Annotated in this window: 15 protein-coding genes and 2 riboswitches; of the genes, 5 read left to right on the top strand and 10 right to left on the bottom strand. The window is 72.2% G+C overall.

What is annotated here, in order from left to right; genetic code table 11:
* Nucleotides 1-7: 7 nt before the first annotated feature.
* From D451_RS0105485 to D451_RS0105475, 3 genes are read right to left on the bottom strand one after another with little or no spacing between them, the layout of a single operon-like run.
* Entirely contained in the window at nt 8-2,476 is a 2,469-nt protein-coding gene (locus D451_RS0105485; protein WP_017533700.1) for a cobyrinate a,c-diamide synthase, read from the bottom strand.
* Complete coding sequence (cobO, locus tag D451_RS0105480; RefSeq protein WP_014910662.1) at nt 2,470-3,084, bottom strand: cob(I)yrinic acid a,c-diamide adenosyltransferase; 615 nt, start codon at nt 3,082-3,084, stop codon at nt 2,470-2,472. The genes D451_RS0105485 and cobO overlap by 7 nt, the downstream gene beginning before the upstream one ends.
* The gene (locus D451_RS0105475) at nt 3,084-5,159 is read right to left on the bottom strand and encodes a VWA domain-containing protein (RefSeq protein ID WP_017533699.1); all 2,076 of its coding nucleotides are present in this window, start codon (nt 5,157-5,159) and stop codon (nt 3,084-3,086) included. Before D451_RS0105475 ends, cobO begins: the two co-directional genes overlap by 1 nt.
* Nucleotides 5,160-5,192: 33 nt before the next feature.
* Nucleotides 5,193-5,331, bottom strand: a riboswitch (cobalamin riboswitch).
* A gap of 55 nt (nt 5,332-5,386) precedes the next feature.
* On the opposite strand from D451_RS0105475, the gene D451_RS0105470 reads away from it, so the two are divergent.
* Nucleotides 5,387-6,673, top strand: a complete 1,287-nt coding sequence (locus D451_RS0105470) for a bifunctional cobalt-precorrin-7 (C(5))-methyltransferase/cobalt-precorrin-6B (C(15))-methyltransferase (RefSeq protein ID WP_017533698.1) — start codon at nt 5,387-5,389, stop codon at nt 6,671-6,673.
* Here D451_RS0105470 and D451_RS0105465 read toward each other — a convergent pair.
* The 6 genes from D451_RS0105465 to argG form a co-directional block, all read right to left on the bottom strand.
* Nucleotides 6,642-7,424 carry a cobalt-precorrin-4/precorrin-4 C(11)-methyltransferase gene (locus D451_RS0105465; protein ID WP_017533697.1) on the bottom strand — a complete coding sequence of 261 codons (783 nt, stop codon included), beginning with the start codon at nt 7,422-7,424 and terminating at the stop codon, nt 6,642-6,644. The genes D451_RS0105470 and D451_RS0105465 overlap by 32 nt on opposite strands.
* Nucleotides 7,409-8,923 (bottom strand): precorrin-2 C(20)-methyltransferase, encoded by a 1,515-nt coding sequence (locus D451_RS0105460; protein WP_017533696.1) that lies wholly within the window; start codon nt 8,921-8,923, stop codon nt 7,409-7,411. The genes D451_RS0105465 and D451_RS0105460 overlap by 16 nt, the downstream gene beginning before the upstream one ends.
* Nucleotides 8,920-9,585, bottom strand: coding sequence for a precorrin-8X methylmutase (locus D451_RS0105455; RefSeq protein ID WP_017533695.1), 666 nt, complete (start codon nt 9,583-9,585; stop codon nt 8,920-8,922). The genes D451_RS0105460 and D451_RS0105455 overlap by 4 nt, the downstream gene beginning before the upstream one ends.
* On the bottom strand, nt 9,582-10,454 hold the full coding sequence (locus D451_RS0105450) for a nitrite reductase (protein WP_017533694.1): 873 nt from the start codon (nt 10,452-10,454) through the stop codon (nt 9,582-9,584). Before D451_RS0105450 ends, D451_RS0105455 begins: the two co-directional genes overlap by 4 nt.
* Nucleotides 10,455-10,506: 52 nt before the next feature.
* Nucleotides 10,507-10,710: riboswitch (cobalamin riboswitch) on the bottom strand.
* 440 nt (nt 10,711-11,150) lie between these two features.
* Nucleotides 11,151-11,582, bottom strand: a complete 432-nt coding sequence (locus tag D451_RS0105445) for a Fur family transcriptional regulator (protein ID WP_014910190.1) — start codon at nt 11,580-11,582, stop codon at nt 11,151-11,153.
* A gap of 367 nt (nt 11,583-11,949) precedes the next feature.
* Nucleotides 11,950-13,395: an argininosuccinate synthase gene (gene argG, locus D451_RS0105440; protein ID WP_014913159.1), complete on the bottom strand. Its 1,446-nt coding sequence runs from the start codon at nt 13,393-13,395 to the stop codon at nt 11,950-11,952.
* Between the two features lie 321 nt (nt 13,396-13,716).
* Between argG and D451_RS0105435 the strand changes: the two genes are divergently transcribed.
* Together D451_RS0105435 and D451_RS0105430 are read left to right on the top strand one after the other, a co-directional pair.
* Entirely contained in the window at nt 13,717-14,892 is a 1,176-nt protein-coding gene (locus tag D451_RS0105435) for an anhydro-N-acetylmuramic acid kinase (protein ID WP_017533693.1), read from the top strand.
* A gap of 91 nt (nt 14,893-14,983) precedes the next feature.
* Entirely contained in the window at nt 14,984-16,486 is a 1,503-nt protein-coding gene (locus D451_RS0105430; RefSeq protein WP_017533692.1) for a sodium:solute symporter, read from the top strand.
* A gap of 49 nt (nt 16,487-16,535) precedes the next feature.
* Here D451_RS0105430 and D451_RS0105425 read toward each other — a convergent pair whose 3' ends face one another.
* The gene (locus tag D451_RS0105425) at nt 16,536-17,618 is read right to left on the bottom strand and encodes an RNA ligase (ATP) (protein WP_017533691.1); all 1,083 of its coding nucleotides are present in this window, start codon (nt 17,616-17,618) and stop codon (nt 16,536-16,538) included.
* A gap of 303 nt (nt 17,619-17,921) precedes the next feature.
* On the opposite strand from D451_RS0105425, the gene D451_RS0105420 reads away from it, so the two are divergent.
* Nucleotides 17,922-18,908 carry an iron-siderophore ABC transporter substrate-binding protein gene (locus tag D451_RS0105420; RefSeq protein WP_017533690.1) on the top strand — a complete coding sequence of 329 codons (987 nt, stop codon included), beginning with the start codon at nt 17,922-17,924 and terminating at the stop codon, nt 18,906-18,908.
* A gap of 415 nt (nt 18,909-19,323) precedes the next feature.
* Nucleotides 19,324-20,955: a glycoside hydrolase family 10 protein gene (locus D451_RS0105415; RefSeq protein WP_017533689.1), complete on the top strand. Its 1,632-nt coding sequence runs from the start codon at nt 19,324-19,326 to the stop codon at nt 20,953-20,955.
* The last annotated feature ends 54 nt before the right edge of the window (nt 20,956-21,009 follow it).

The following is a 21,009-nucleotide window of genomic DNA, read 5'->3' as shown; positions in this document are numbered from 1 at the left end:
TCCCGGATCAGGCCGAAGGGGCGGTGTCCGGGACGAGGCCGGCCAGGGCGGCCGTCAAACGACGCGTGATCTCCGGCGGGCGTACGGCCACCCGGATCCAGGAGGGGTCCAGCCCCGGGAAGGTGTCGGCCCTGCGCGCCGCGATCCCCTGGGCGCGCAGGCGCGCGTGCGCCCCTTCCCCGGCCCGCACGAGGACGAACGGAGCCCGTGAGGGGACGAACCCCGCCCCGGCCTCGCGCAGCCCGGCTTCGAGATGGGAGCGCCATCCGTCGAGTTCACGGGCGCGGCGCTCCGCCTCGGGGACCGCCTCCTCCGAGGTACAGGCGATCATGGCCGCGATCGCGGGGGTGGACACCGACCAGGGCGTGCTCGCCCGTTCCAGCCCGCGCACGGCCTCGGAGTCGCCGACGAGGTATCCGGCCCTGATCCCGGGGATCGACCAGTGTTTGGTGAGACTGCGCAACACCACCAGCCCTTCGAACCGCTCCTCGACCAGGCTCTCCGGCTCCCCCGGCACCGCGTCCATGAACGCCTCGTCGACGACGACCAATCGCCCGGGGCGGCAGAGTCGACGCAGGTCACGGGCGGGGTGGAGAACTCCGGTGGGGTTGGTGGGGTTGCCCACGACCACCAGGTCCGCGTCGTCGGGGACGGCGTCCGGGTCGAGGACGAAACCGTTCTCGGCCGGGCAGAGCACGCTCGTGACGGCGTGTCCGGCCTGTTCGAGCGCGGCGTGCGGTTCGGTGAACTGGGGGTGGACCACGACCGGCCGCCGCCAGGAACGGAGCCGCGCGATCAGGGTGAACGCCTCGGCCGCTCCGGCGGTGGGCAGCACCTCGTCGACCCCGCGCCCGTGACGGCGGGCGATCGCGGCCCGGGCCGGTGCGGGGTCGGGGTAGGCGTCGATCTCGCGCAGGCTCTCGGCGAGGGCTCGGTCGAGCCACACGGGACGCCGCCCCGGATGGACGTTGACGGCGAGGTCCAGCATCCCCTCGCCCACCTCGACGTCACCGTGATGGCGGAGCGGGTCGGCGACGGGTTCCGCCACCGCCTCCGCCTTCAGGGACACGAGGTCGGGTGCCGGGACGGAGGCGGGCGCGGGGGGCGGGGTCGCGCGCGCGGCGTCGGCCAGACGTGCCGCGAAGCGAGGACGGCCGGCCCAGTGGAGGTGCAGGTAGGAGGCGTGCAGCGTGTCGGAGGCGAAGCCCTCCGGAGCTCCATCGACGACCCAGGCCGGGCGTTCGGCGCAGGCTCCGGGGCTCATGCGGGTGCGGTGGAACTCGTGACCGGTGGCGCTCTCGCCCGCGCGGGTGAGCAGCGTGTCTCCGGGCGCGGTCGCCACCGGATAGCGCAGGGTGAGCCGCTCCGTCATCCGGGCGTGCGCGGGAAGGACCCCGGCCATGGCCCTGTCGTCGAGCGACCCGGCCAGATAGAGCATGCCGGCGCACTCGGCGACGGTGGGCACCCCGGAGCGGACGGCGTCGCGCAACTCGGTCAGCAGGGCCCGGTTGGCGGCGAGCCGACCCGCGTACACCTCGGGGAAGCCGCCGCCGAGGTAGAGGCCCCGGGTCCCGGAGGGCAGCGCGGTGTCCACGAGCGGATCGAAGGCCACGACCTCGCATCCGGCGGCGGTGAGCAACTCCTCCGTCTCCGGGTAGCGGAAGGTGAAGGCCCGGCCGCCGGCCACCGCGATCACCGGCCGCGAACCGTCGGCGGCGGCGATCCCCGGTTCGTCGGCGGGATCCCAGGGGCGGGCGTCCAGGGCCGGGGCGGAACGGGCCAGCTCCACCAGCGCGTCCAGGTCGACGTCGCGCGCGACGCGCTCGCCGAGCCGTTCGACGGCGCGGGCCGACTCGGCCCGTTCGGCCGCCGGGACCAGCCCCAGGTGGCGGGAGGGCGCGGCGATCTCCTCGTCGCGGGAGACCACCCCCAGGACAGGGATAGGCATGGCCCGGGCGATCTCGGCGACGTTGCGGGCCGACCCGGCCTTGTTCAGGATGACCCCGACGACCTCGACCGCGGGATCGTAGGCGACCATCCCCGCCACCAGGGCCCCCGCCGAACGCGACATGCGGGACACGTCCACGACCAGCACCACGGGGGTCGCGGTCAGGGCCGCCACGTGCGCGGAGGAGGCGAACCCGTCGGTGCCGATCCGTCCGTCGTGCAGCCCCATCACGCCTTCGACGACGGCGATGTCGGCGCCGCGCGCCCCGTGCAGGAGCAGCGGCGCCACCCGCTCCTCGCCCACCAGGTGGGGGTCGAGGTTGCGGCCGGGCCGTCCGGTGCCCAGGGCGTGGTAACCGGGATCGATGTAGTCGGGCCCGACCTTGTGCCCGCTCACCGTGTGACCGGCGGCCCGGAGCGCCGCCATCAGCCCGGTCGCGATCGTGGTCTTGCCCTGCCCCGTCATGGGCGCGGCGATCATCAACCGGGGCGGGGCGGTCCCCTCCGGGCGGAGGGGGGACGTCACCATTCGATCCCTCGTTGGCCCTTCCGGCCGGCGTCCATCGGGTGCTTGACCTTGGTCATCTCGGTGACCAGATCGGCGGCCTCCAGTAGACGCGGGTCGGCCCGACGGCCGGTGATCACCACGTGCTGGCGTCCGGGACGGCTCTCCAGGGCGGCGACGACGTCCTCGACGTCGACCCACCCCCAGGCGATCGGGTAGGTGAACTCGTCGAGGATGAGCAGGTCGTGCGTCTGCTCGGTGAGTCTGCGCTTGATCTCCTCCCACCCCTGCGCGGCGGCGGCCGCGTGGTCCTCGGCCCCGTCGCGGTGGCGGATCCAGGACCAGCCGGAGCCCATCTTGTGCCATTCGACCGGGCCGCCCTCGCCGGTCTCCTCGTGGAGCCGGCCCAGGCGTTCCAGGACGGTCTGCTCGCCGATGCGCCACTTCGCCGACTTGACGAACTGGAACACCCCGATCCGCCAGCCCTGGTTCCAGCCGCGCAGGGCCAGACCGAACGCGGCCGTCGACTTGCCCTTGCCGTCACCGGTGTGGACGGCCAGGAGCGGAAGGTTGCGGCGTTGGCGTGTGGTGAGTCCGTCGTCGGGGACGACGGACGGCTGTCCCTGGGGCATCAGGCGGCCCTTTCTCGTACGGCGTCGCTCAGGGCGTCGGCGTCGACCTCGCCGACGGGCAGATGGTCGGCGTCCAGGCGAGCGGCGAGGGTGGCGGCCAGCCCCAGACGCAGGGGACCGGACTCGCTGTCCACCACGACCGTGGTGACCCCGAGTCCGGCGACGTGGTCGGCGGCGTCCAGGGCACGGCCGACGGCGCCCCGTCCCCCGGTGGCCCGGCCGTCGGTGACCACGACCAGGAGCGGACGCAGGCGCGCGTCGCGCAGGCGTTCCCGTCGGACCACCCGGGCGGCCTCCAGCAGCCCCTCGGCGAGCGGGGTGCGGCCGCCGGCGGGCATCTCGTCGAGACGGACGGCGGCCACGTCCACCGAACGGGTGGGCGGCAGCGTGAGTTCGGCCGTGCTCCCCCGGAAGGTGATCAGGCCGACCTTGTCGCGTCTGCGGTAGGCGTCCAGCAGGAGCGAGAGGATCGCGGTCTTGACCTCGGTCATGCGTTTGCGCGCGGCCATGGAGCCGGAGGCGTCGACGCAGAACAGGACCAGGTTGCTCTCCCGGCCCTCCCGGATCGCGACGCGCAGGTCCTCCGGACGCAGCCGGATCCGCTCCCCCTCGCCCGGTCGTGAGGCGGCGGCCCGCACGGTCTCCACCAGGTGGAGCGAGGAGCCCCGGCCCGGGCCGGGGCGGGAGGCGCCGACCCTGCGGCCCCGGGTTCCGATGGCGCGGCTGCGTCGACCGTCGGCGCCCTCTCCGGTCCCCCGCACGGTGAACGTACGGGGGCGGTAGGGGGCGGCCGCCTTGGCCGTGGGGAGCGGGGCGGTGGACGGCCGGGGCTCGGAGTCGGGGCGGTCCTCGCCCACGGGTTCGTGCGGAGCGGGCTCCGGGATCGTCTCCGGCTCCGGGCCGGTCTCCTCACCGATCGGTCCGTCGGCCGGGCCCTCGGTGGGTTCGGGGCCTTCGGCGTCCGGTGCGCCGTCGCCCTCGGGCGGGGTGTCGACGGGGTCGTCGCCGCCGTCCGGGCCCGAGGGTTCCGGCGGATCGGGCGGGAGCTCCTCCTCGCCCAGGACCCGATCGAGGAGCTCCTCGTCCAGCCCCGGGGCGTCGAAGGGGTTGCGCCTGCGCCGGTGCGGCAGGGCGAGGGTGGCGGCGCGGCGGATGTCGGCGCGGGTCACCTCGGTCCGCCCCTCCCAGGCGGCGTGCGCGACCGCCGTGCGGGCGGTGACGATGTCGGCGCGCAGACCGTCGACCTCGAAGGCGGCGCACACCTCGGCGATCTTGAGCAGCGCCGCCTCGGACAGCCGGACCCGGTCCAGGGCGTCGCGCGCCTCGGCGATACGCGCGGACAGGGCCCGCTCGGTCTCGCGGTAGCGCTCGGCGAAGCCGGCCGGGTCGGTGTCGTAGGCCATCCGGCGTCGGACCACCTCGGCGCGGGCACGGGGCTCGGTCGGCGCGGCGATCTCCACGGTGAGCCCGAAGCGGTCGAGGAGCTGCGGGCGCAGCTCGCCCTCCTCCGGGTTCATCGTGCCGATGAGCAGGAAGCGGGCCGTGTGCTCCACGGAGAAGCCGTCGCGTTCGACGGTCACCCGGCCGGTGGCCGCCGCGTCCAGCAGGAGGTCGACCAGGTGGTCGTGGAGGAGGTTGACCTCGTCGACGTAGAGCAGCCCGCGGTGGGCTCGGGCCAGTAGTCCGGGTTCGTAGGCGACCTGTCCTCGGGTGAGCGCCTGCTCCAGGTGCAGGGAGCCCAGGACCCGGTCCTCGGTGGCGCCGACGGGGAGTTCGACCAGCCGGACCGGCCGGCTCTCCACCGGGGTCTCGGGGCCGAAGGGACCATCGGGCGAGTGCTGTCCGGGGTCGGCCGGGTCCACGGAGAAGCGGTCCCCGCGATGGACGTCGATGGGCGGCAGCAGGGAGGCCAGCGCCCGCACCGCGGTGGACTTGGCGGTGCCCTTCTCGCCGCGGACCAGGACGCCGCCGATCTCCGGCGAGACGCTGGTCAGGACCAGGGAGAGTCCGAGGTCGTCGAGGGGTTCGGTGTCGCAACCGACGATCGCGGAGAAGGGAAAGTGCGAAGACCGCAATGGCATGTGAGGCTCCCGCTCGTTTCGCCATACGTCATGGGCGGGCGCGAGGCCGGTCTTCGGACTTGCCGGGTCCTCCTCACGGAGGCTCGGTTCACCGCAGCGGGCCTGTGCCGGAATCTCACCGGGCTTCCCAGATTCTCCCCTCCCGCCGTCACCACCGTTTCCGATGGCCGGGCGGGCAGGGGCACCTCGCGCCTGTTGCCCGCCACGATAGCGTCAGGGCCATGAAGGACGACACGCGCCCTCCCCGTCGGGCGCCCGGCCGGGCCCTGCCGGGCGAGACGCCCCTCCCCGCCGAAGGGGTCGGGATCACCGTCGTCGGTGTCGGGGCCGACGGCTGGTCCGGGCTGCCCGAACGCCTGCGCACGCTGGTTCTGGAGGCGGAGGTGGTGCTGGGCGGCCACCGGCACCTGTCCATGCTTCCGGAGACGCCCGGGCAACGCCGCGAGCCCTGGCCCTCCCCGCTCCGTGAGGGGCTGCCCGACCTGTTGGCCTCCCTCGACGGGGCCCGTACGGTGGCGCTCGCCTCCGGAGACCCGTTGGTGTCGGGGATCGGCACCACCCTGATCGACGCGCTGGGTCCCGAGACCGTACGTCTGGAACCGGCCGTCTCCTCCGTCGCCCTGGCCCGCGCCCGTATGGGGTGGCCCGCCGAACGGTGCGCCGTGGTGAGTCTCGTCGGCCGGGACCCCCGCCCGCTTCTGCGCAGGCTCGCGCCGGGCCGTCGTGTCCTGGTGCTCTCCTCCGACGCGGGCACGCCCGCGACGGTCGCCGGGATGTTGGTCGGCGCCGGGTACGGAGAGAGCCGGATGACGGTCCTGGGCGACCTGGGCGCGCCCTCGGAGTCACGGTTGGAGGGCACGGCCGAAGGATGGGCGTCCATCCCCGTCGAGAAGGTCTCCGCCCTGCACGTGCTCGCCCTCGAACTCGCCGGACCGGTCGGGTACGGCCTGGCCACCGGACTTCCCGATGACGCCTTCGAACACGACGGCCAGCTCACCAAACGGGACCTGCGCGCCTCGGCCCTGGCCCGATTGGCGCCCTCTCCCGGACAGCACCTGTGGGACGTGGGCGCGGGGGCCGGATCGATCGGCATCGAGTGGATGCGCGCCCACCCGACCTGCTCGGCCGACGCCGTGGAGGCGAACGCCGACCGGGCGGCGCGGATCGAACGCAACGCCGGACGGCTGGGGGTCCCCGGTCTCCGGGTGGTCACCGGCCGGGCCCCGGAGGCGCTGGGCGATCTCGCCGGGCCCGACGCGGTGTTCGTCGGCGGTGGCGCGACCCGGCCGGGCGTACTCGACGCCTGCCTGGACGCCCTGTCGCCGGGCGGCCGGCTCGTGGTGCACGGCGTGACCCTGGAGACCGAGGCCCTGCTCGCGGACGCCCGCCGTCGTCACGGCGGAGAGCTCACCCGGATCCAGGTCGAGACCGCCGCGCCCGTCGGCACCTTCACCGGGTGGACGCCCGCGCGCACGGTCACCCAGTGGGCTCTGACGGTCGACCCTTGACCCTGGGGCGGCACGGATCGTAGAGGTGGGACTCCCCTCCCCCGCGCGGGTCCAGGGCCCGGCCCACGAGGATCACGGCCGCCTGCCGGAGTCCGGCCCCCTCCACCAGGTCGGCGATGTCGGCGACCGTGCCGCGCAGCACCGACACGTCCGGATGGCCGACCTTGTGCACCACGATCACCGGGCAGTCGTCGCCGTACTCGGGGGCGATCTCGACCATCAGTTCCCGGACGCGGCGGATCGCCAGGTGCAGGACCAGGGTGGCCCGCGTCCGGGCGAACGCGGACAGGCTCTCGGTGTCCGGCATCGCCGTCGAACGGGCCCGGGTCCGGGTCAGCACCACCGACTGGGCCACCAGCGGCACGGTCAGCTCCCGGCCGACCAGGGCCGAGGCGGCCGCGTAGGCGGGCACCCCCGGGGTGACGTCCCAGGGGACGCCGTGGGCGTCGAGTCGGCGGGTCTGCTCGGACAACGCGGAGTACAGCGACGGGTCGCCCGAGGTGAGCCGCACGACCTCGCGGTCCCCGGAGTGCGCCGCGACCAACAGTTCGGTGATGCGGTCCAGGTCCAGACCCTGGGTGTCGATCGCCTCGACGTCGGACGCGCAGTGGGAGAGGACCTCCGCGTCCACGTAGGTGCCGGGGTAGAGCACCACGTCGGCCGCCGCCAGCATGCGGGCGGCGCGCAGCGTCAGCAGGTCGGCGGCGCCGGGGCCCGCCCCCACGAAGTGGACGGTCACGTCCTCACCCACCTGGGGGTCCAGACCCGGCCGGCCGGGTCGACCCGGGTCCCGGAGGCGCCCACGATCAGCAGACAGCGCATGTCGATCGTGGTGGTGTCGAGCTCTTTCAAGGTGGTCGTCAGGAGGGTCTCTCCCTCCCGACCGACGTCGCGGCCGACGACGACCACGGTGTCGGGGTCGCGGTGCTCCAACAGGATCCGTCGGGCGTGGGCGATCTGCTCGGTCCGAGAACGGGAGGCCGGATTGTACACGGCCAGCACCAGGTCGGCCTCGGCCACGGAGCGGAGCCGGCGTTCGATCACCTCCCAGGGCTTGAGCCGATCCGACAGGCTCATCACCGCGAAGTCCCCACCGATCGGCGCGCCGGCACGGGCCGCCACCGCCTGGACGGCACTGACCCCGGGCAGCACCCGGACCGGTACGTCCCGGTGGACGGGGTCCTGGGCCGCCTCGAACACGGCGGTGGCCATACCGAAGACGCCGGCGTCCCCGCCCGAGACCACGGCGACGCGCTCGCCCCGACGGGCCAGGTCCAGGGCCAGACGCGCGCGGTCGATCTCGACGGTGTTGCCGGAGGAGTGGCGGGTCAGGCCCGCGCGCTGGGGGACCCGGTCGACGTAGGGGCCGTAGCCCACCACGTGGTCCACCTCGGCCAGCGCCGCCGTGGTCTCGGGGGTGATCCAGTGGTCGGGGCCGGGCCCCAGGCCGACGACCAGCAGTTCGGCCTCGGCCGTCGCGGACTCCGGGGTCCGCGCCTCCGTCACGGCGCCGTCCCTGGAGCGCCGACCGTTGAGGCTGTCCCCGGTGACCAGGATCAGGGAGAAGTAGGGCACCGTGTCGGGGTCGACCTCGGCCACCGGGAGACGGCGTTCACGATCCATCGAGGCACGCTCGACGTAGACCGCGTGCTCCAACCGGCCGGCCGCCTCCAACGCCCGACGGACGGCGGGGAAGGTCCGGCCCAGCTTCATGATCACGGCCGCGTCGGTGTCGGCGAGCCGCCGCGCCAACTCCGGTTCGGGCAGGGTGCCGGGCAGGACCGTGAGCACGTCGGTCTGGCGGGCCAGGGGCGCCGCCGCCGTGGCCGTGGCCGCCGTGAACGCGGGCACGCCGGGCACGATCTCCGTCTCGTGGTGTTCGGAGAGCCGGTCGTGCATGTACATGTACGAGCCGTAGAACAGCGGGTCGCCCTCGGAGAGCAGGACGACGTCCCGGCCGGCGTCGAGGTGGGCGGCCAGGCGCGCGGCGGACTCCTCGTAGAAGTCGGCCAGGGCCCCTTCGTAGCCGCCGGGATGGTCGGTGGCGCCGGTGGTCACCGGGTAGGTGAGCCGCTCCTCGATCGCCCCCTCGGGGATCAGGGCGGCGGCGATCCGGCGGGCGTTGGAGCCCCGTCCGGAGGCCGCGTGGTAGGCGACGACGTCCGCCTCACCGATGAGGCGGGCCGCTTTGAGGGTGATCAGTTCGGGGTCGCCCGGACCCACACCGACACCTCGAAGACGTCCGGTCACTCTTCCTCCTTGGCCAGGGCGTTGAGGGCCGAGGCGGTCATCGCCGATCCTCCCCGACGGCCGAGCGCGACCACGTGGGGGACGTCGATCCCATGCCGTTCGGCCAGCTCGGTGAGGGCCTGCTTGGACTCGGCTGCGCCGATGAACCCGACCGGGCAGCCGATGATCGCGCTCGGCCTCGGGGCCCCGTCGATCAACATCTCCATCAGGTGGAACAGGGCCGTGGGGGCGTTGCCGACGGCGACGACCGCGCCCTCCAACATCGGTTCCCACAGGGAGACCGCGGCCGCGCTGCGGGTGGTGCCCCACTCTCGGGCCAGGGCCGGCACGCGGGGGTCTCCGAGGAGGCAGAGCACCTCGTTGTCGGCCGGTAGCCGGCTCCTGGTCACCCCGGTCGCGACCATGGTGGCGTCGCACAGGATCGGCGCGCCGGCCCGCAGCGCCGCACGCGCGGCGGACACCAGACCGGGATGGACGACCAGGTCCTCGGCCAGGTCGACCTGACCGGTGCCGTGGATCATGCGCACCGCGAGCCGTTCGGCGTCGGCGGGCAGGTGGTCGAGCCGGGCCTCGCTCCGGATGGTCGCGAACGAGTCGACGTAGATCGCGGATCCGTCGTCGATGTAGTCGTAGCGCCTGGGCGGGCGTTTCGGGGTGGTCACCGTGTCCCTCCGGGGATGAGGACGCCACGCCGGGGCGTGACGACGAGTGCGTCGTGGCCGGCCGCGCGGGCCTCCTCCACGAGTTCCGTGATCGCGGCACGGTCCAGCCCCTCCTCTGGCACGGCCACGTGGCGGCCGCCGTCCGGGAGCGGGCCGTGCGGCAGGGGTGGCGCCGGGTCCGGCAGCCGGGGATCCGGCGGGGCCGGTTCGGCCAGGGGGGAGGAGAGCTCGGTGACGTGCCAGGGCGCCGTGGGACCGGAGCCGCGCCGTTCGAGGAAGGTCTCGGCGAGTCGGATCAGCGTCCCGGCGGCCTCGTCGAGGGGGACCGTCGCGCCCGGGTGTTCGCCGACCCGGAGCTGGGCCGACCGGTCGTCGAGGGCGGTCAGGCCCAGGTCACAGGTGCGGTCGAGCAGGTCGCCGCGGCCGTCGTCCAGGACGAAGAGGAAACGGCCCGGGAGGGAGGCCAGACGAGGGTTCGCGCACAGCAGCCGGTCCAGTTCGGCCGCGACCGGCCGCAGGTCGGTCCGCCCTCCCGACGTGCCCGTGCACGGGGAGACCATCACGTTGCGGACCAGTTCGTGGGTGCGCGAGGGCAGGAGTCCGGTCGCCTCCAGGGAACGGAGCGCCTCGGGGTCCAGCCTCCCCTCCCGTCCGGGCAGGGCGCGCAGTTGGAGGTTGGCCCGACCGGTGACGTGGACCCGCCCGTCGCCGTACTCCTCGGCCACCGAGGACAGGGCGGTGAGCGCCGGAGCGGGTACGCGGCCTCCGATGAGGCGGAGTCTGACCAGGAGGCCGTCGTCGGCGGGCCAGGGGCGCAGGGCTCCGGGGCAGCGGTCGTGCCGGGTTCGGGGCACGGCGGTCGGGGACATGCGGGTCCTTCGATCAGGGGCCCGTTCGCGAGGCCCGCGGGAACCTGGCGGACCGTCACCGCCAGCGCCAGCAGGTCTTCGGACTCGGGGTCGACCGGTGCGGAACGCCTTCCCGGGCTCCCCGCCCAGTGGCCGTCCCGGGACCTCGGTCCCGGAACACGTCCGCCCGTCACCCTCACCGCTGCGCGTCAGTCCCGGATTCGCACCGGGTTCCCTGCTCCATGAGGTGGAGTTCGACTGGCCAGACGAGATTACCGTGTCCGGTTCGAGCGGATCGTCCCGGGGCCGCGGGGACCCTGCCTCGAGGGCCGGGAGACGTGATCAGGAGAGCGGTGGGCACGGCGAAGGGGACCCCACAGGGCCGGCACGCCCATGGAGGGCGCCCTAGGTCCTGTTTTTTGGATCATTCCTCCCACGCCGTCACCCGCCACCACCCTCAACGGTCGCGCTGACGCGCGCGGTGTTTCACACGGGGCCAGGCTTCCTCTCGCGGCGCCGACATCACTCGGACAGCCGAACCCGGGCGGGCCCCCGCTGTGCGATCCTGCGGAGCTCGCGTAGCGGGGCACAGTAGGGGCAGCTTCGCTCGTCGTCTGGCGAGAGATCACCTGGCGGCCGCTCGCCACGGATCGGCTCCGCCGATGCCCAACGAAAGCATCCACAAAAACACTCCCTGGGGATCGAGGGAGGGGGCTCTCAGGAGACGCGCGCCTCGGAGCAGGAGCCGCACAGGCCCCAGTAGACGACCTCGGCCTCGTCGATCTCGAACCCGTGGTCGTCGGAGGCGGTGAGGCAGGGAGCGTGGCCGACGCTACAGTCGACGTCGGCGATGGCGCCGCAGGAACGGCAGACGACGTGGTGGTGGTTGTCCCCCACCCGCGTCTCGTAGCGGGACACCGTGCCCTGCGGTTGGATGCGGCGCAGCAGACCCACGCCTGTCAGGGCCTTGAGGACGTCGTAGACGGCCTGGCTGGACACGGCGCCGATCTCTTCGCGCACGACGCGGATGATCGAATCGGTGTCCGCGTGCGGGTGGGCGTGCACGGCGGAGAGGACGGCCAGTCTGGGACCGGTCACCCGGAGCGCGGACTCGCGCAACATCCGCTCGAAGTCCGAGGGGGTCGGCATACTCGTTGGACCTTCCGTCTTTTCTGGATCAACTCAAATAATGTGATCGTTCCATTCTAATGGGGCGAGAGTTCCGCCGGGCCTGCCCACACCCCTGTCACCGTGATCGACGTCGGCGGCGGCGCGCGGATCACCCGACCCTCGAGCGCACCCTATGCCCGATCGTTCTCCCGATCCGGCCCGGATCATGCGTGTGGCCCGGCTTTCCGAACATCCGGGCCCCGCACGCCATTCCCTCGGGGCCCTCGAACCCACCGGCGGAGAGGGCCGCGCCCGGGGGCGGATCTCACATTCACCGACCCCGGACATGCGACCGCCACCGGCCCCGGAAGCCTCGGGGACGGTGGCGGCGCGGTGGTCGCGAGGGTCAGTCCGTGCCGGACTCCATCGCGGCGTGGTCGAGCCACTCGGCGTCGTCGACCTCGCCGCGGGAGGCGATCTCCTGGGCGCCGCCCTCGGGCATGGCGCCGATGAGACCGGTCGAGGCCGCCTGGGCGGCGCCGATCGAGGTCGGGTGCTCGCTGCCGACCATGCCGAGCCGGGAGTAGTCCTCCAGCTTGGCGCGGGAGTCGGCGATGTCGAGGTTGCGCATGGTGAGCTGGCCGATGCGGTCGCCCGGACCGAAGGCGGAGTCCTCGGTGCGCTCCATGGACAGCTTGTCCGGGTGGTAGCTGAACGAGGGGCCTGTGGTGTCGAGGATCGAGTAGTCCTCGCCCCGACGCAGCCGCAGGGTGACCTCGCCGGTGACGGCGGTGCCCACCCAGCGCTGGAGCGACTCGCGCACCATCAGGGCCTGCGGCTCCAGCCAGCGCCCCTCGTACATGAGCCGGCCGAGACGCCGACCGTCGTTGTGGTAGCTGGCGAGGGTGTCCTCGTTGTGGATGGCGTTGACCAGCCGCTCGTAGGCGGCGTGCAGCAGCGCCATACCCGGGGCCTCGTAGATGCCGCGGCTCTTGGCCTCGATGATGCGGTTCTCGATCTGGTCGGACATGCCCAGACCGTGGCGGCCGCCGATGGCGTTGGCCTCCAAGACCAGGTCGACCGAGGAGGCGAAGGTCTTGCCGTTGATCGTGACCGGCCGGCCCTGCTCGAAGCCGATGGTGACGTCCTCGGGGACGATCTCGACCTCGGGGTCCCAGAAACGCACGCCCATGATCGGGTCGACGAGCTCGATGCCGGTGTCCAGGTGCTCCAGGGCCTTGGCCTCGTGGGTGGCACCCCAGATGTTGGCGTCCGTGGAGTAGGCCTTCTCCGTGCTGTCCCGGTAGGGCAGGTCGCGCTCGGCCAGCCACTCCGACATCTCCTTGCGGCCGCCCAGCTCGTTGACGAAGTCGGCGTCGAGCCACGGCTTGTAGATGCGCAGGGAGGGGTTGGCGAGCAGACCGTAACGGTAGAACCGCTCGATGTCGTTGCCCTTGTAGGTGGAGCCGTCGCCCCAGATCTGGACCCCGTCCTCCAGCATGGCGCGGACCAGCAGGGTGCCGGTGACGGCGCGGCCGAGGGGGGTGGTGTTGAAGTAGGGCCGTCCACCGGAACGGATGTGGAAGGCACCGCAGGCCAAGGCGGCCAGCCCCTCCTCGACCAGGGCGGCGCGACCGTCGACCAGGCGGGCGATCTCCGCGCCGTAGTCGGAGGCGCGGCCGGGCACCGACTCGATGTCGGGCTCGTCGTACTGGCCGATGTGAGCGGTGTAGGTGCACGGGACGGCACCCTTCTCGCGCATCCACGCGACCGCGACCGAGGTGTCGAGGCCTCCGGAGAAGGCGATTCCGACGCGCTCGCCGGCGGGAAGGGAAGTGAGTACCTTGGACATGACAATAAGCATGCACCCTTATGAATGAACATGCAATTCGGATCGGCACGCGATCCTGTGACCCTCGTCATCCCACCGCCCCCGACCTGCGGGTACCACCCTCCGAAACCGGGCCGCCCGGTTCGTCCGAACCCCCTCCCCCGTTCCCCGGCGACGACCACGCCCCCGTGCCCCGGCCACCGTCCCATCACGGCTCCGACCAGGACGGCGAGGGGGTGTTGACGCGGGAGGAGTCGCGGTATATCGCTGTCACACGGTGGGTCCGCGCACGACAGGGGCGGGTGACGGACCCCGACACCCCCTCCCCGCCCCGGGAGCCGCATGATCGTCATCGGTGTGTCCTCCGGCACCTCGGCGGACGGGATCGACGTCGCCGCCGCCCGGCTCGCCCTGGACGGCGACCTGATCCGGTTGACCCCGCTGGGCCACCTCGACCACCCCTACCCCGACGGTCTGCGGCGGGAGCTCCGTTCGGCCCTGCCTCCGGCGTCGACCACCCTGGAGACGGTCTGCCGGCTCGACACCCTGATCGGGCGCGAGTTCGGCAGGGCCGCGCTGGCCGGAATGGAGGCCTTCACCGAGGGCCGGGCCGACCTGATCTCCTCGCACGGGCAGACGCTCTTCCACTGGGCCGAGGGGCCCACCGTGCACGGCACCCTCCAGATGGGCGGACCCGCCTGGATCGCCGAGGCCACCGGGGTCCCCGTGCTCTCGGACCCGCGCACCGCCGACGTCGCCGCGGGCGGCCAGGGCGCCCCGCTGGCCGCCGTCCTGGACACCCTGCTGTTGGGCGATCGGAACGAGGCCACCGCCGCGCTCAACCTCGGCGGGATCGCCAACGTGACCGTCGTACGCCCGGGGCGAGTTCCCCTGGCCTTCGACACCGGCCCGGCCAACACCCTGCTCGACTCCGCCATGCGGCTGATCACCGACGGGGCCGCCGACCTCGACGTCGATGGGCGGCTCGCCCGCTCCGGCACCCCCGTCCCCGAGCTCCTGGACCACCTGCTGGCCGAGCCCTACTACCGGCAGGCCCCGCCCAAGTCGACCGGTCCGGAGCTGTTCGGGCCCGACCACCTGGAGGCGGCCCTGCGCGCGACGGGCCGCCCCGACGACGGCGACCTGCTCGCCACCCTGGTCGAGCTCACCGCCGTCACCGTCGCCGACGCCCTGCGCCCCCACGGGGTCGTCGAGGTGCTGGCCTCCGGAGGCGGTACCCGCAACCCGGTCCTGATGGAGCGGCTCGCCGCCCGACTCGGGCCCGCGCGGCTGGACACCATCGACGCCCTGGGGTTGGACGGCGACGCCAAGGAGGCCTACCTGTTCGCCCTGATCGGCTTCCTGAGCGCGCACGGGCTCCCCGCCGCCCTCCCCGCGTGCACCGGGGCCCGCCATTCCGCCATCGCGGGCTCCTTCACCCCGGGGTCCGGGCCGCTCCGGCTCCCCGAACCGGCCGATCGACCCCCACGACTCCTACGCGTCGAACCGGCCCCCTGATCCGGGTCGCCCACCTCCACGTGACCTCGGACCCGGCCCCCGTCCCCGGAGCCCACAGCCCGCCCCATCGACCCTCCGGAGGAACCACCCGGTGCAGACCATCGACATCGTCGTCATCGTCCTCTATCTGCTGTGCTCGGCCTGGTTGGGGCTGAGGCTGTCCGGTCGCCAACGCGACATCAAGGACTACTTCATCGGAGATCGGCGACTGCCCTGGTGGGCGGTGTGCCTCTCCGTGGTGGCCACCGAGACCAGCGCGCTCACCGTGATCAGCGTTCCCGGGATCGCCTACCTGGGCGACGTCACCTTCCTCCAGGTCGCCGTGGGCTACCTGATCGGCCGGATCGTGGTCGCCTTCCTGCTGCTGCCCCGCTACTACCGGGGCGAGATGACCACCGCCTACGCCTACCTGGGGCTGCGGTTCGGTCGAGGCATGCAGGCCACCGCCTCGGTCACCTTCCTGTTCACCCGGCTGCTCGCCGACGGGGTGCGCCTGTTCGCCGCCGCCATCCCGATGAAGATCGTCCTGGACTCGTTCGGTCTCGGCGTCTCCTACTTCGCGATCATCGCGGTGATGGGCGCCGTGACCATCCTGTACACACTGGTCGGCGGGATCCGCGCGGTGGTGTGGGTGGACGTGCTCCAGATGGGCCTCTACGTCCTCGGCGGGATCGTGGCCCTGGTGGTCATCACCGTGAACCTGGACGTGAACTTCCTGTCGGTCGCGGCGGAGGAGGGCAAGACCCGGTTCCTCGACCTCACCTCCGACCCCGTCTCCTCCCCCTACGCGACGGTCACCGCCGTCCTGGGCGGGGCCCTGCTATCGACCGCGTCGCACGGGGCCGACCAGATCATCGTGCAGCGGCTCCTGGGATGTCGCAGCCTGCGCGACGCGCAGAAGGCCGTGATCGTCAGCGGAGTCGTGGTGTTCGCCCAGTTCGCGCTGTTCCTGACCGTGGGGCTGGCCCTCTACTCCTACTTCGAACGGGCCACGATCGAACGGCTCGGGATGAGCACCTCCGACGAGCTCTTCCCGGTGTTCATCGCCGAAGGGCTTCCCCCCGGCCTGTCCGGGCTGTTGTTGGCCGGGATCATCGCCGCCGCGATGAGCACCCTGTCGTCGTCCCTGTCGGCCCTGTCGTCCTCCTCCATGTCCGACCTGTACCAGCGGTTCTCCCGCCGGACGCTCTCGGACGGCGAGGCCCTGCGCCTGAGCCGACTGTTCACCCTGGGCTGGGGTCTGGTGTTCATCGCAGCCGCCGCGATGTTCACCGGCACCGACAACCCGGTGGTCGAACTGGGGCTGTCGGTCGCCAGCATCACCTACGGAGGGTTGCTGGGGGCGTTCTTCCTGGGCCTGTGGGTGCGCCGGGCCCGCCAGGCCGACGCCGCCGTCGCCTTCACGGTGGCCGTGGCGACCATGGCCTGGCTGTTCCTGTTCGCCCCGGGATTGGTCGGTTTCACCTGGTACACGGCGATCGGCAGCGCCATCACCGTGGGTCTGGGCGCCCTGCTGTCCCTGCGCCATCGGGACGAGGCCCCGGAGATCGAGACGGCGGAACGCCCCTCCCCGCTGGAGGAGGAGCGCCCCTGAGCCGCGGTCCGGGACGGGGCCACGACGGTCCCGTCCCAGACGGCGCGGATCATTCGTACTCGGTGCCGCCCTTGCGGGTGAGGTAGGCGTCGGAGACGAACTTGGCGATCGCGCGACCGCCCAGCTCCTTCGAGAACCGTTCCCTGGCCGGTCGGACCACGAGGCCCTCACGGATGTTCAGGGCGCGCCCGCTCCAGGTCTCGGCGCCCGAGGCCGCCGCGATCAGCAGAGCCTCGTCGTAGGGGCCCTCGTGGAGCACGGGGACCGCGGGCAGCCCCACCTCGGCGAGGAGACCGCCCAGGTCGGCGGAGTCGACCCAGACACGTCGACCGTCCACGTCCAGAGCGACGTCGAACACGGCGTACCCCGGCGCCTCCTCGGTCCGGCCGGTCTCTCCGTAGCCCAGGTCCTGGACACCTGAGCCGAAGACCTCACCGAACACGCCTACCCTGCGGGCTCCGAAGCGCTCGGCCAGCGCGCGGGCGGCCTTGCCGACCTCGGCGGCGCGGACCGCCCTCCAGTACAGGTTCCCGTCGTCGGGGGCCAGGGCGAGGTTCTTGCCACCGTGTCCCTTCGAGGAGACGAACTCCTCGCCGCTCTCGGCCAGCAGCGTGTAGAGGCAGGCGGTGCCGTGGATCTTCTCGGTGGCGACGACCGGCTCGCCCGGCTCGAAGACGCCCGGGTAGCGCTTGACGTTCTCGATCTCGATCCACCTGAGGAGATCCGGGGCGGCCACGACGTCGCCGCTCAGGTGCACGGGCACCTCCGGGACCCACTTGGTGATCCCGAGTTCGGCGGAGAGGTCGGTGCCGGCCTCGTGCTCGGCCGCCAGGTCGCGGTCGGCGAGCGCGGCGGGACGGCAGACGATGCCCTGGGAGAGCTCGCCTCGGAGCCGGATGGCCTTGACCCGGTTCCGTTTCGACCCCGCGAGCCGTCCGGTCAGACCGATCTCCTCGATGAGGTCCTCGGGCAGGAGGGCCCCCTCGGGGATGTAGACGGCCCGGTCGCCCGTCCGGTAGGCGCCCTTGGCCACGACCGCGTGGAAGAGCCCGACCTTCGCCAGTTCCAGGGCGTCGGCGTCGGGGTGCGGCAGGATCGTGAGTCGCTCGGCGGTGACCCGGAGAGTGGACATGAGGGGGCTCCTGGGGGGAGGTGTCGATGCGGATGGCGTCCCGGCCACTATCACGGAGGACGTGCCGGGATCACAACGTCTTTTCCATCCCGGACCCGATGACCCGCGGTGTCTCCCGGTGGGACCGGCGCCCGGCCACGCTCGCCCTCGAACCCACTCGCGGTAGGGGACTCTACGCGACGGCGATCCGGACGGCGGATGAGTCCCGGGACGTCGTCGCAGTTCGAAAGGGGGATCCGGGCGTCGGCGCCCGGACACCGATGACTAGAGTAGGCAAGCCTAACCTCAGATGATCGGAGTCCGATGTCCTCCTCACCACGCGCGCTCGCGGGCGCCCTGGCCCTCCTCCTCACCCTCACGGCCTGCGGTAACGGAGGCGGGACCGAGGAGACCGACGCACCGGGTACCGCGTCGGAGGGGACCTTCCCCGTGACCATCGAGCACGAGTTCGGCAGCACCGTCATCGAGGAGGAGCCCACGCGGATCGTCACCCTCGGGGTGACCGACGCCGACCCGGTGCTCGCCCTGGGCCTCGTCCCGGTGGGCAATACCGGATACACGTTCTACGAGTCCGGTCTGGGCCCGTGGACCGACGACCTGGTCGGCGACGCCGAGTTGACCCGCATCGACTCCGACTCCGAGCCCAACGTCGAACAGATCGCGAACCTGGCCCCCGACCTGATCATCGGGGTCTCCGCCGGGTTCGACGAGGGCGTCTACGAGACGCTCTCCCAGATCGCCCCCGTGGTGGCGCGTCCGGCCGGATCGACCGCCTACACCGTGCCCCGCGACGAGGCCACCGAGATCGTCGCGACCGCGCTCGGCAGACCCGAGGAGGGCGCCGCCCTCAACGAGGCCACCGACACGCTCTTGTCCCAGACCCGCGAGGACCACCCGGAGTTCGAGGGCCTCGAGGGTACGGCGGTACTGCCCTACGAGGGCAAGTACGGCGCCTACCTGCCCGGAGACGCGCGCGGACGCTTCCTGGTCTCGCTCGGCTTCGAGGTCCCCGAGGCGATCACCGAACAGGACACCGGGGAGAGCTTCTTCGTCGAGCTGTCGACCGAGCGCGTGGACATGATGGACGGCGACCTCCTCCTGGTCATGAGCGACGACGAGGACTTCGACATCACCGAGGGGGTCGCCGTGTTCGACGACCTCGACGTGGTGCGCGACGACGCCGTCGTCACGACGAGCCTGGACGAGCGGGGCGCCGTCACCTACAACTCCGTGCTCTCGGTCCCCTTCGCGGTGGATTCCCTCGTGCCGCGGATCGCCGAAGCGCTCTGAACGGAATCGGTGCGGCTTGAGAACACCACAGCCATAAATACACAGAAAACACCCATTTCCCCCTACATAACCACCAACAGAAACTGACAAAGCGCCATAAAAAGCCCATTGATCGCATTACCGGCAACCTCACGTAGGAGTGTTGCATTCGGTGGGCAAATCATGAAGGTTTTCTCCTAGGGAGTGTTCTTCGGAGCCTTCTCCGGCACCGGCGACGGTCGGGCCGCGGTCGACGAGGATCGATCGCGACCCGGCCGACCTCGTCCTTCACGGGTGGGGCGGCACCGCGAGAACGAGCGGGACGACACCGACCGGAACGTTCCGGAGCACACGCCCCGAGCCCGAGCTGAACGTCGCACACGGGTCGGACCGTCTCCGACCCCCGCCCGTACGACAGAAGCCTGAAGGAGCAACCTTGGCGTACTCGAACCGGAACCGCCCGGCACCGCGCACCGCGCCGTCCCCGGCCGCACTCCCCCGCGGCGCCGCGCGCGCCGCCCTGTTCGGCGGTGCCCTGGCCGCCGCGCTCACCGCCTCGCTACTGCACGTCCCCCAGGCCGCGGCCGTCCCGGCTCCGCAGGCGAGGAACGCCTGCGAGGTCGACCCGAAGGCCCCGCCCAAACGGCAGATGCGGGCCGAGTGGATCGCCGGCGTGCAGAACATCGACTGGCCCAGCGGTCAGAACATGAGCGTCGAGGATCAGAAGGCCGAGCTGGACGGACTCTACGACGAGGCCGTCGCCAACGGGCTCAACGCGGTCTTCGTCCAGGTCAGGCCGACCGCCGACGCCTTCTGGCCCTCACCCCACGAACCGTGGTCGGAGTGGCTGACCGGCGAGCAGGGCAGGGATCCCGGCTACGACCCGCTGGAGTACGCCGTCCAGGCCGCCCACGAGCGGAACCTGGAGTTCCACGCCTGGTACAACCCCTACCGGGTGGCCATGCACGACGATCCCGCGCGCCTGGTCGAGGACCACCCCGCGCGGCAGAACCCGGACTGGGTCTTCGCCTACGGCGGCAAGCTCTACTACAACCCCGGCATCCCCGAGGTCCGGGAGTTCGTGATCCGGGCGATGATGGACTCCGTCGAGAACTACGACATCGACGGCGTGCACTTCGACGACTACTTCTACCCCTATCCGGTGGAGGGCGAGGAGATCCCCGACGCGGACGCCTTCGCCGAGCACGGCGGCGACTTCGACGACATCGAGGACTGGCGACGCGACAACGTCGACCTCATGGTGCGGGACATGAGCGAGGCGATCAACGCCGTCAAGCCGCACGTGAAGTTCGGCATCAGCCCCTTCGGCATCTGGCGCAACTCCTCCACCGACCCGGAGGGCTCCGACACCGGCGGCTTCCAGTCCTACGACCAGCAGTACGCCGACAGCCGCAAGTGGGTCACCGAGGGGTGGCTCGACTACATCAACCCGCAGATCTACTGGGAGATCGGGCTCCCCGTGGCCGACTACTCGGTCCTCGTGCCCTGGTGGGAGGAGGTCGCCTCCACCACCGACACCCACCTGTACATCGGGCAGGCCGCCTACAAGGTCGGCAACGAGGGCGCCTGGGAGGACCCGAACGAGCTCTCCCGACACCTGGACTTCAACCGGGACCACGAAGGGGTCCAGGGCGACGTCTACTTCAGCGCCACCTCACTGAGGACCAACGCCGAGGAGGCCACCGAGATCCTGGTGGCCGACCACTACTCCTCGCCCGCCCTGATCCCGATCAAGGACGACCTCGGTGGCACCGTCCCCGCTCCTCCTCGGGTGAGCGGCGGCGAGGACGGGACCCTGAGCATCGCCTCCGGCCCCGGGGAGAAGCCCGCCTACTACGCGGTGTACGCGTTCGACGGGGCCCCGGACCGGGAGCGGGCCCGCTGCGGCATCGAGGACCCGCGCGCGATGCTCGGCACGGTGCGGGCCGACGAGGACGGGGCCGCGACCTTCGACGTCCCCGGTGACGCCGACACCACGTACTACGTGACCGCCCTGGACCGACTGCACCACGAGAGCCGCGCGAGCTCTCCGGTGCACACTCCCTAGGTCGTGAACCATGTATGAAGGGGCCCGGTGGTCTTCGGACCGCCGGGCCCCTCC

It is taken from the genome of Nocardiopsis alba DSM 43377 (assembly GCF_000341225.1).
In the GTDB taxonomy this organism is placed as follows: Bacteria; Actinomycetota; Actinomycetes; order Streptosporangiales; family Streptosporangiaceae; genus Nocardiopsis; species Nocardiopsis alba.
Note: the sequence above shows the minus strand (reverse complement) of the source record. Positions and strands in the feature narration are given on the sequence as shown.

Bases quoted from the DNA above. Each gene is read 5' to 3' on its own strand.
- D451_RS0105425 (WP_017533691.1), bottom strand. From the start codon at position 17,618: ATGTCCACTCTCCGGGTCACCGCCGAGCGACTCACGATCCTGCCGCAC.
- D451_RS0105485 (WP_017533700.1), bottom strand. From the start codon at position 2,476: ATGGTGACGTCCCCCCTCCGCCCGGAGGGGACCGCCCCGCCCCGGTTG.
- argG (WP_014913159.1), bottom strand. From the start codon at position 13,395: ATGTCCAAGGTACTCACTTCCCTTCCCGCCGGCGAGCGCGTCGGAATC.
- D451_RS0105450 (WP_017533694.1), bottom strand. From the start codon at position 10,454: ATGTCCCCGACCGCCGTGCCCCGAACCCGGCACGACCGCTGCCCCGGA.
- D451_RS0105435 (WP_017533693.1), top strand. From the start codon at position 13,717: ATGATCGTCATCGGTGTGTCCTCCGGCACCTCGGCGGACGGGATCGAC.
- D451_RS0105445 (WP_014910190.1), bottom strand. From the start codon at position 11,582: ATGCCGACCCCCTCGGACTTCGAGCGGATGTTGCGCGAGTCCGCGCTC.
- D451_RS0105470 (WP_017533698.1), top strand. From the start codon at position 5,387: ATGAAGGACGACACGCGCCCTCCCCGTCGGGCGCCCGGCCGGGCCCTG.
- D451_RS0105420 (WP_017533690.1), top strand. From the start codon at position 17,922: ATGTCCTCCTCACCACGCGCGCTCGCGGGCGCCCTGGCCCTCCTCCTC.
- cobO (WP_014910662.1), bottom strand. From the start codon at position 3,084: ATGCCCCAGGGACAGCCGTCCGTCGTCCCCGACGACGGACTCACCACA.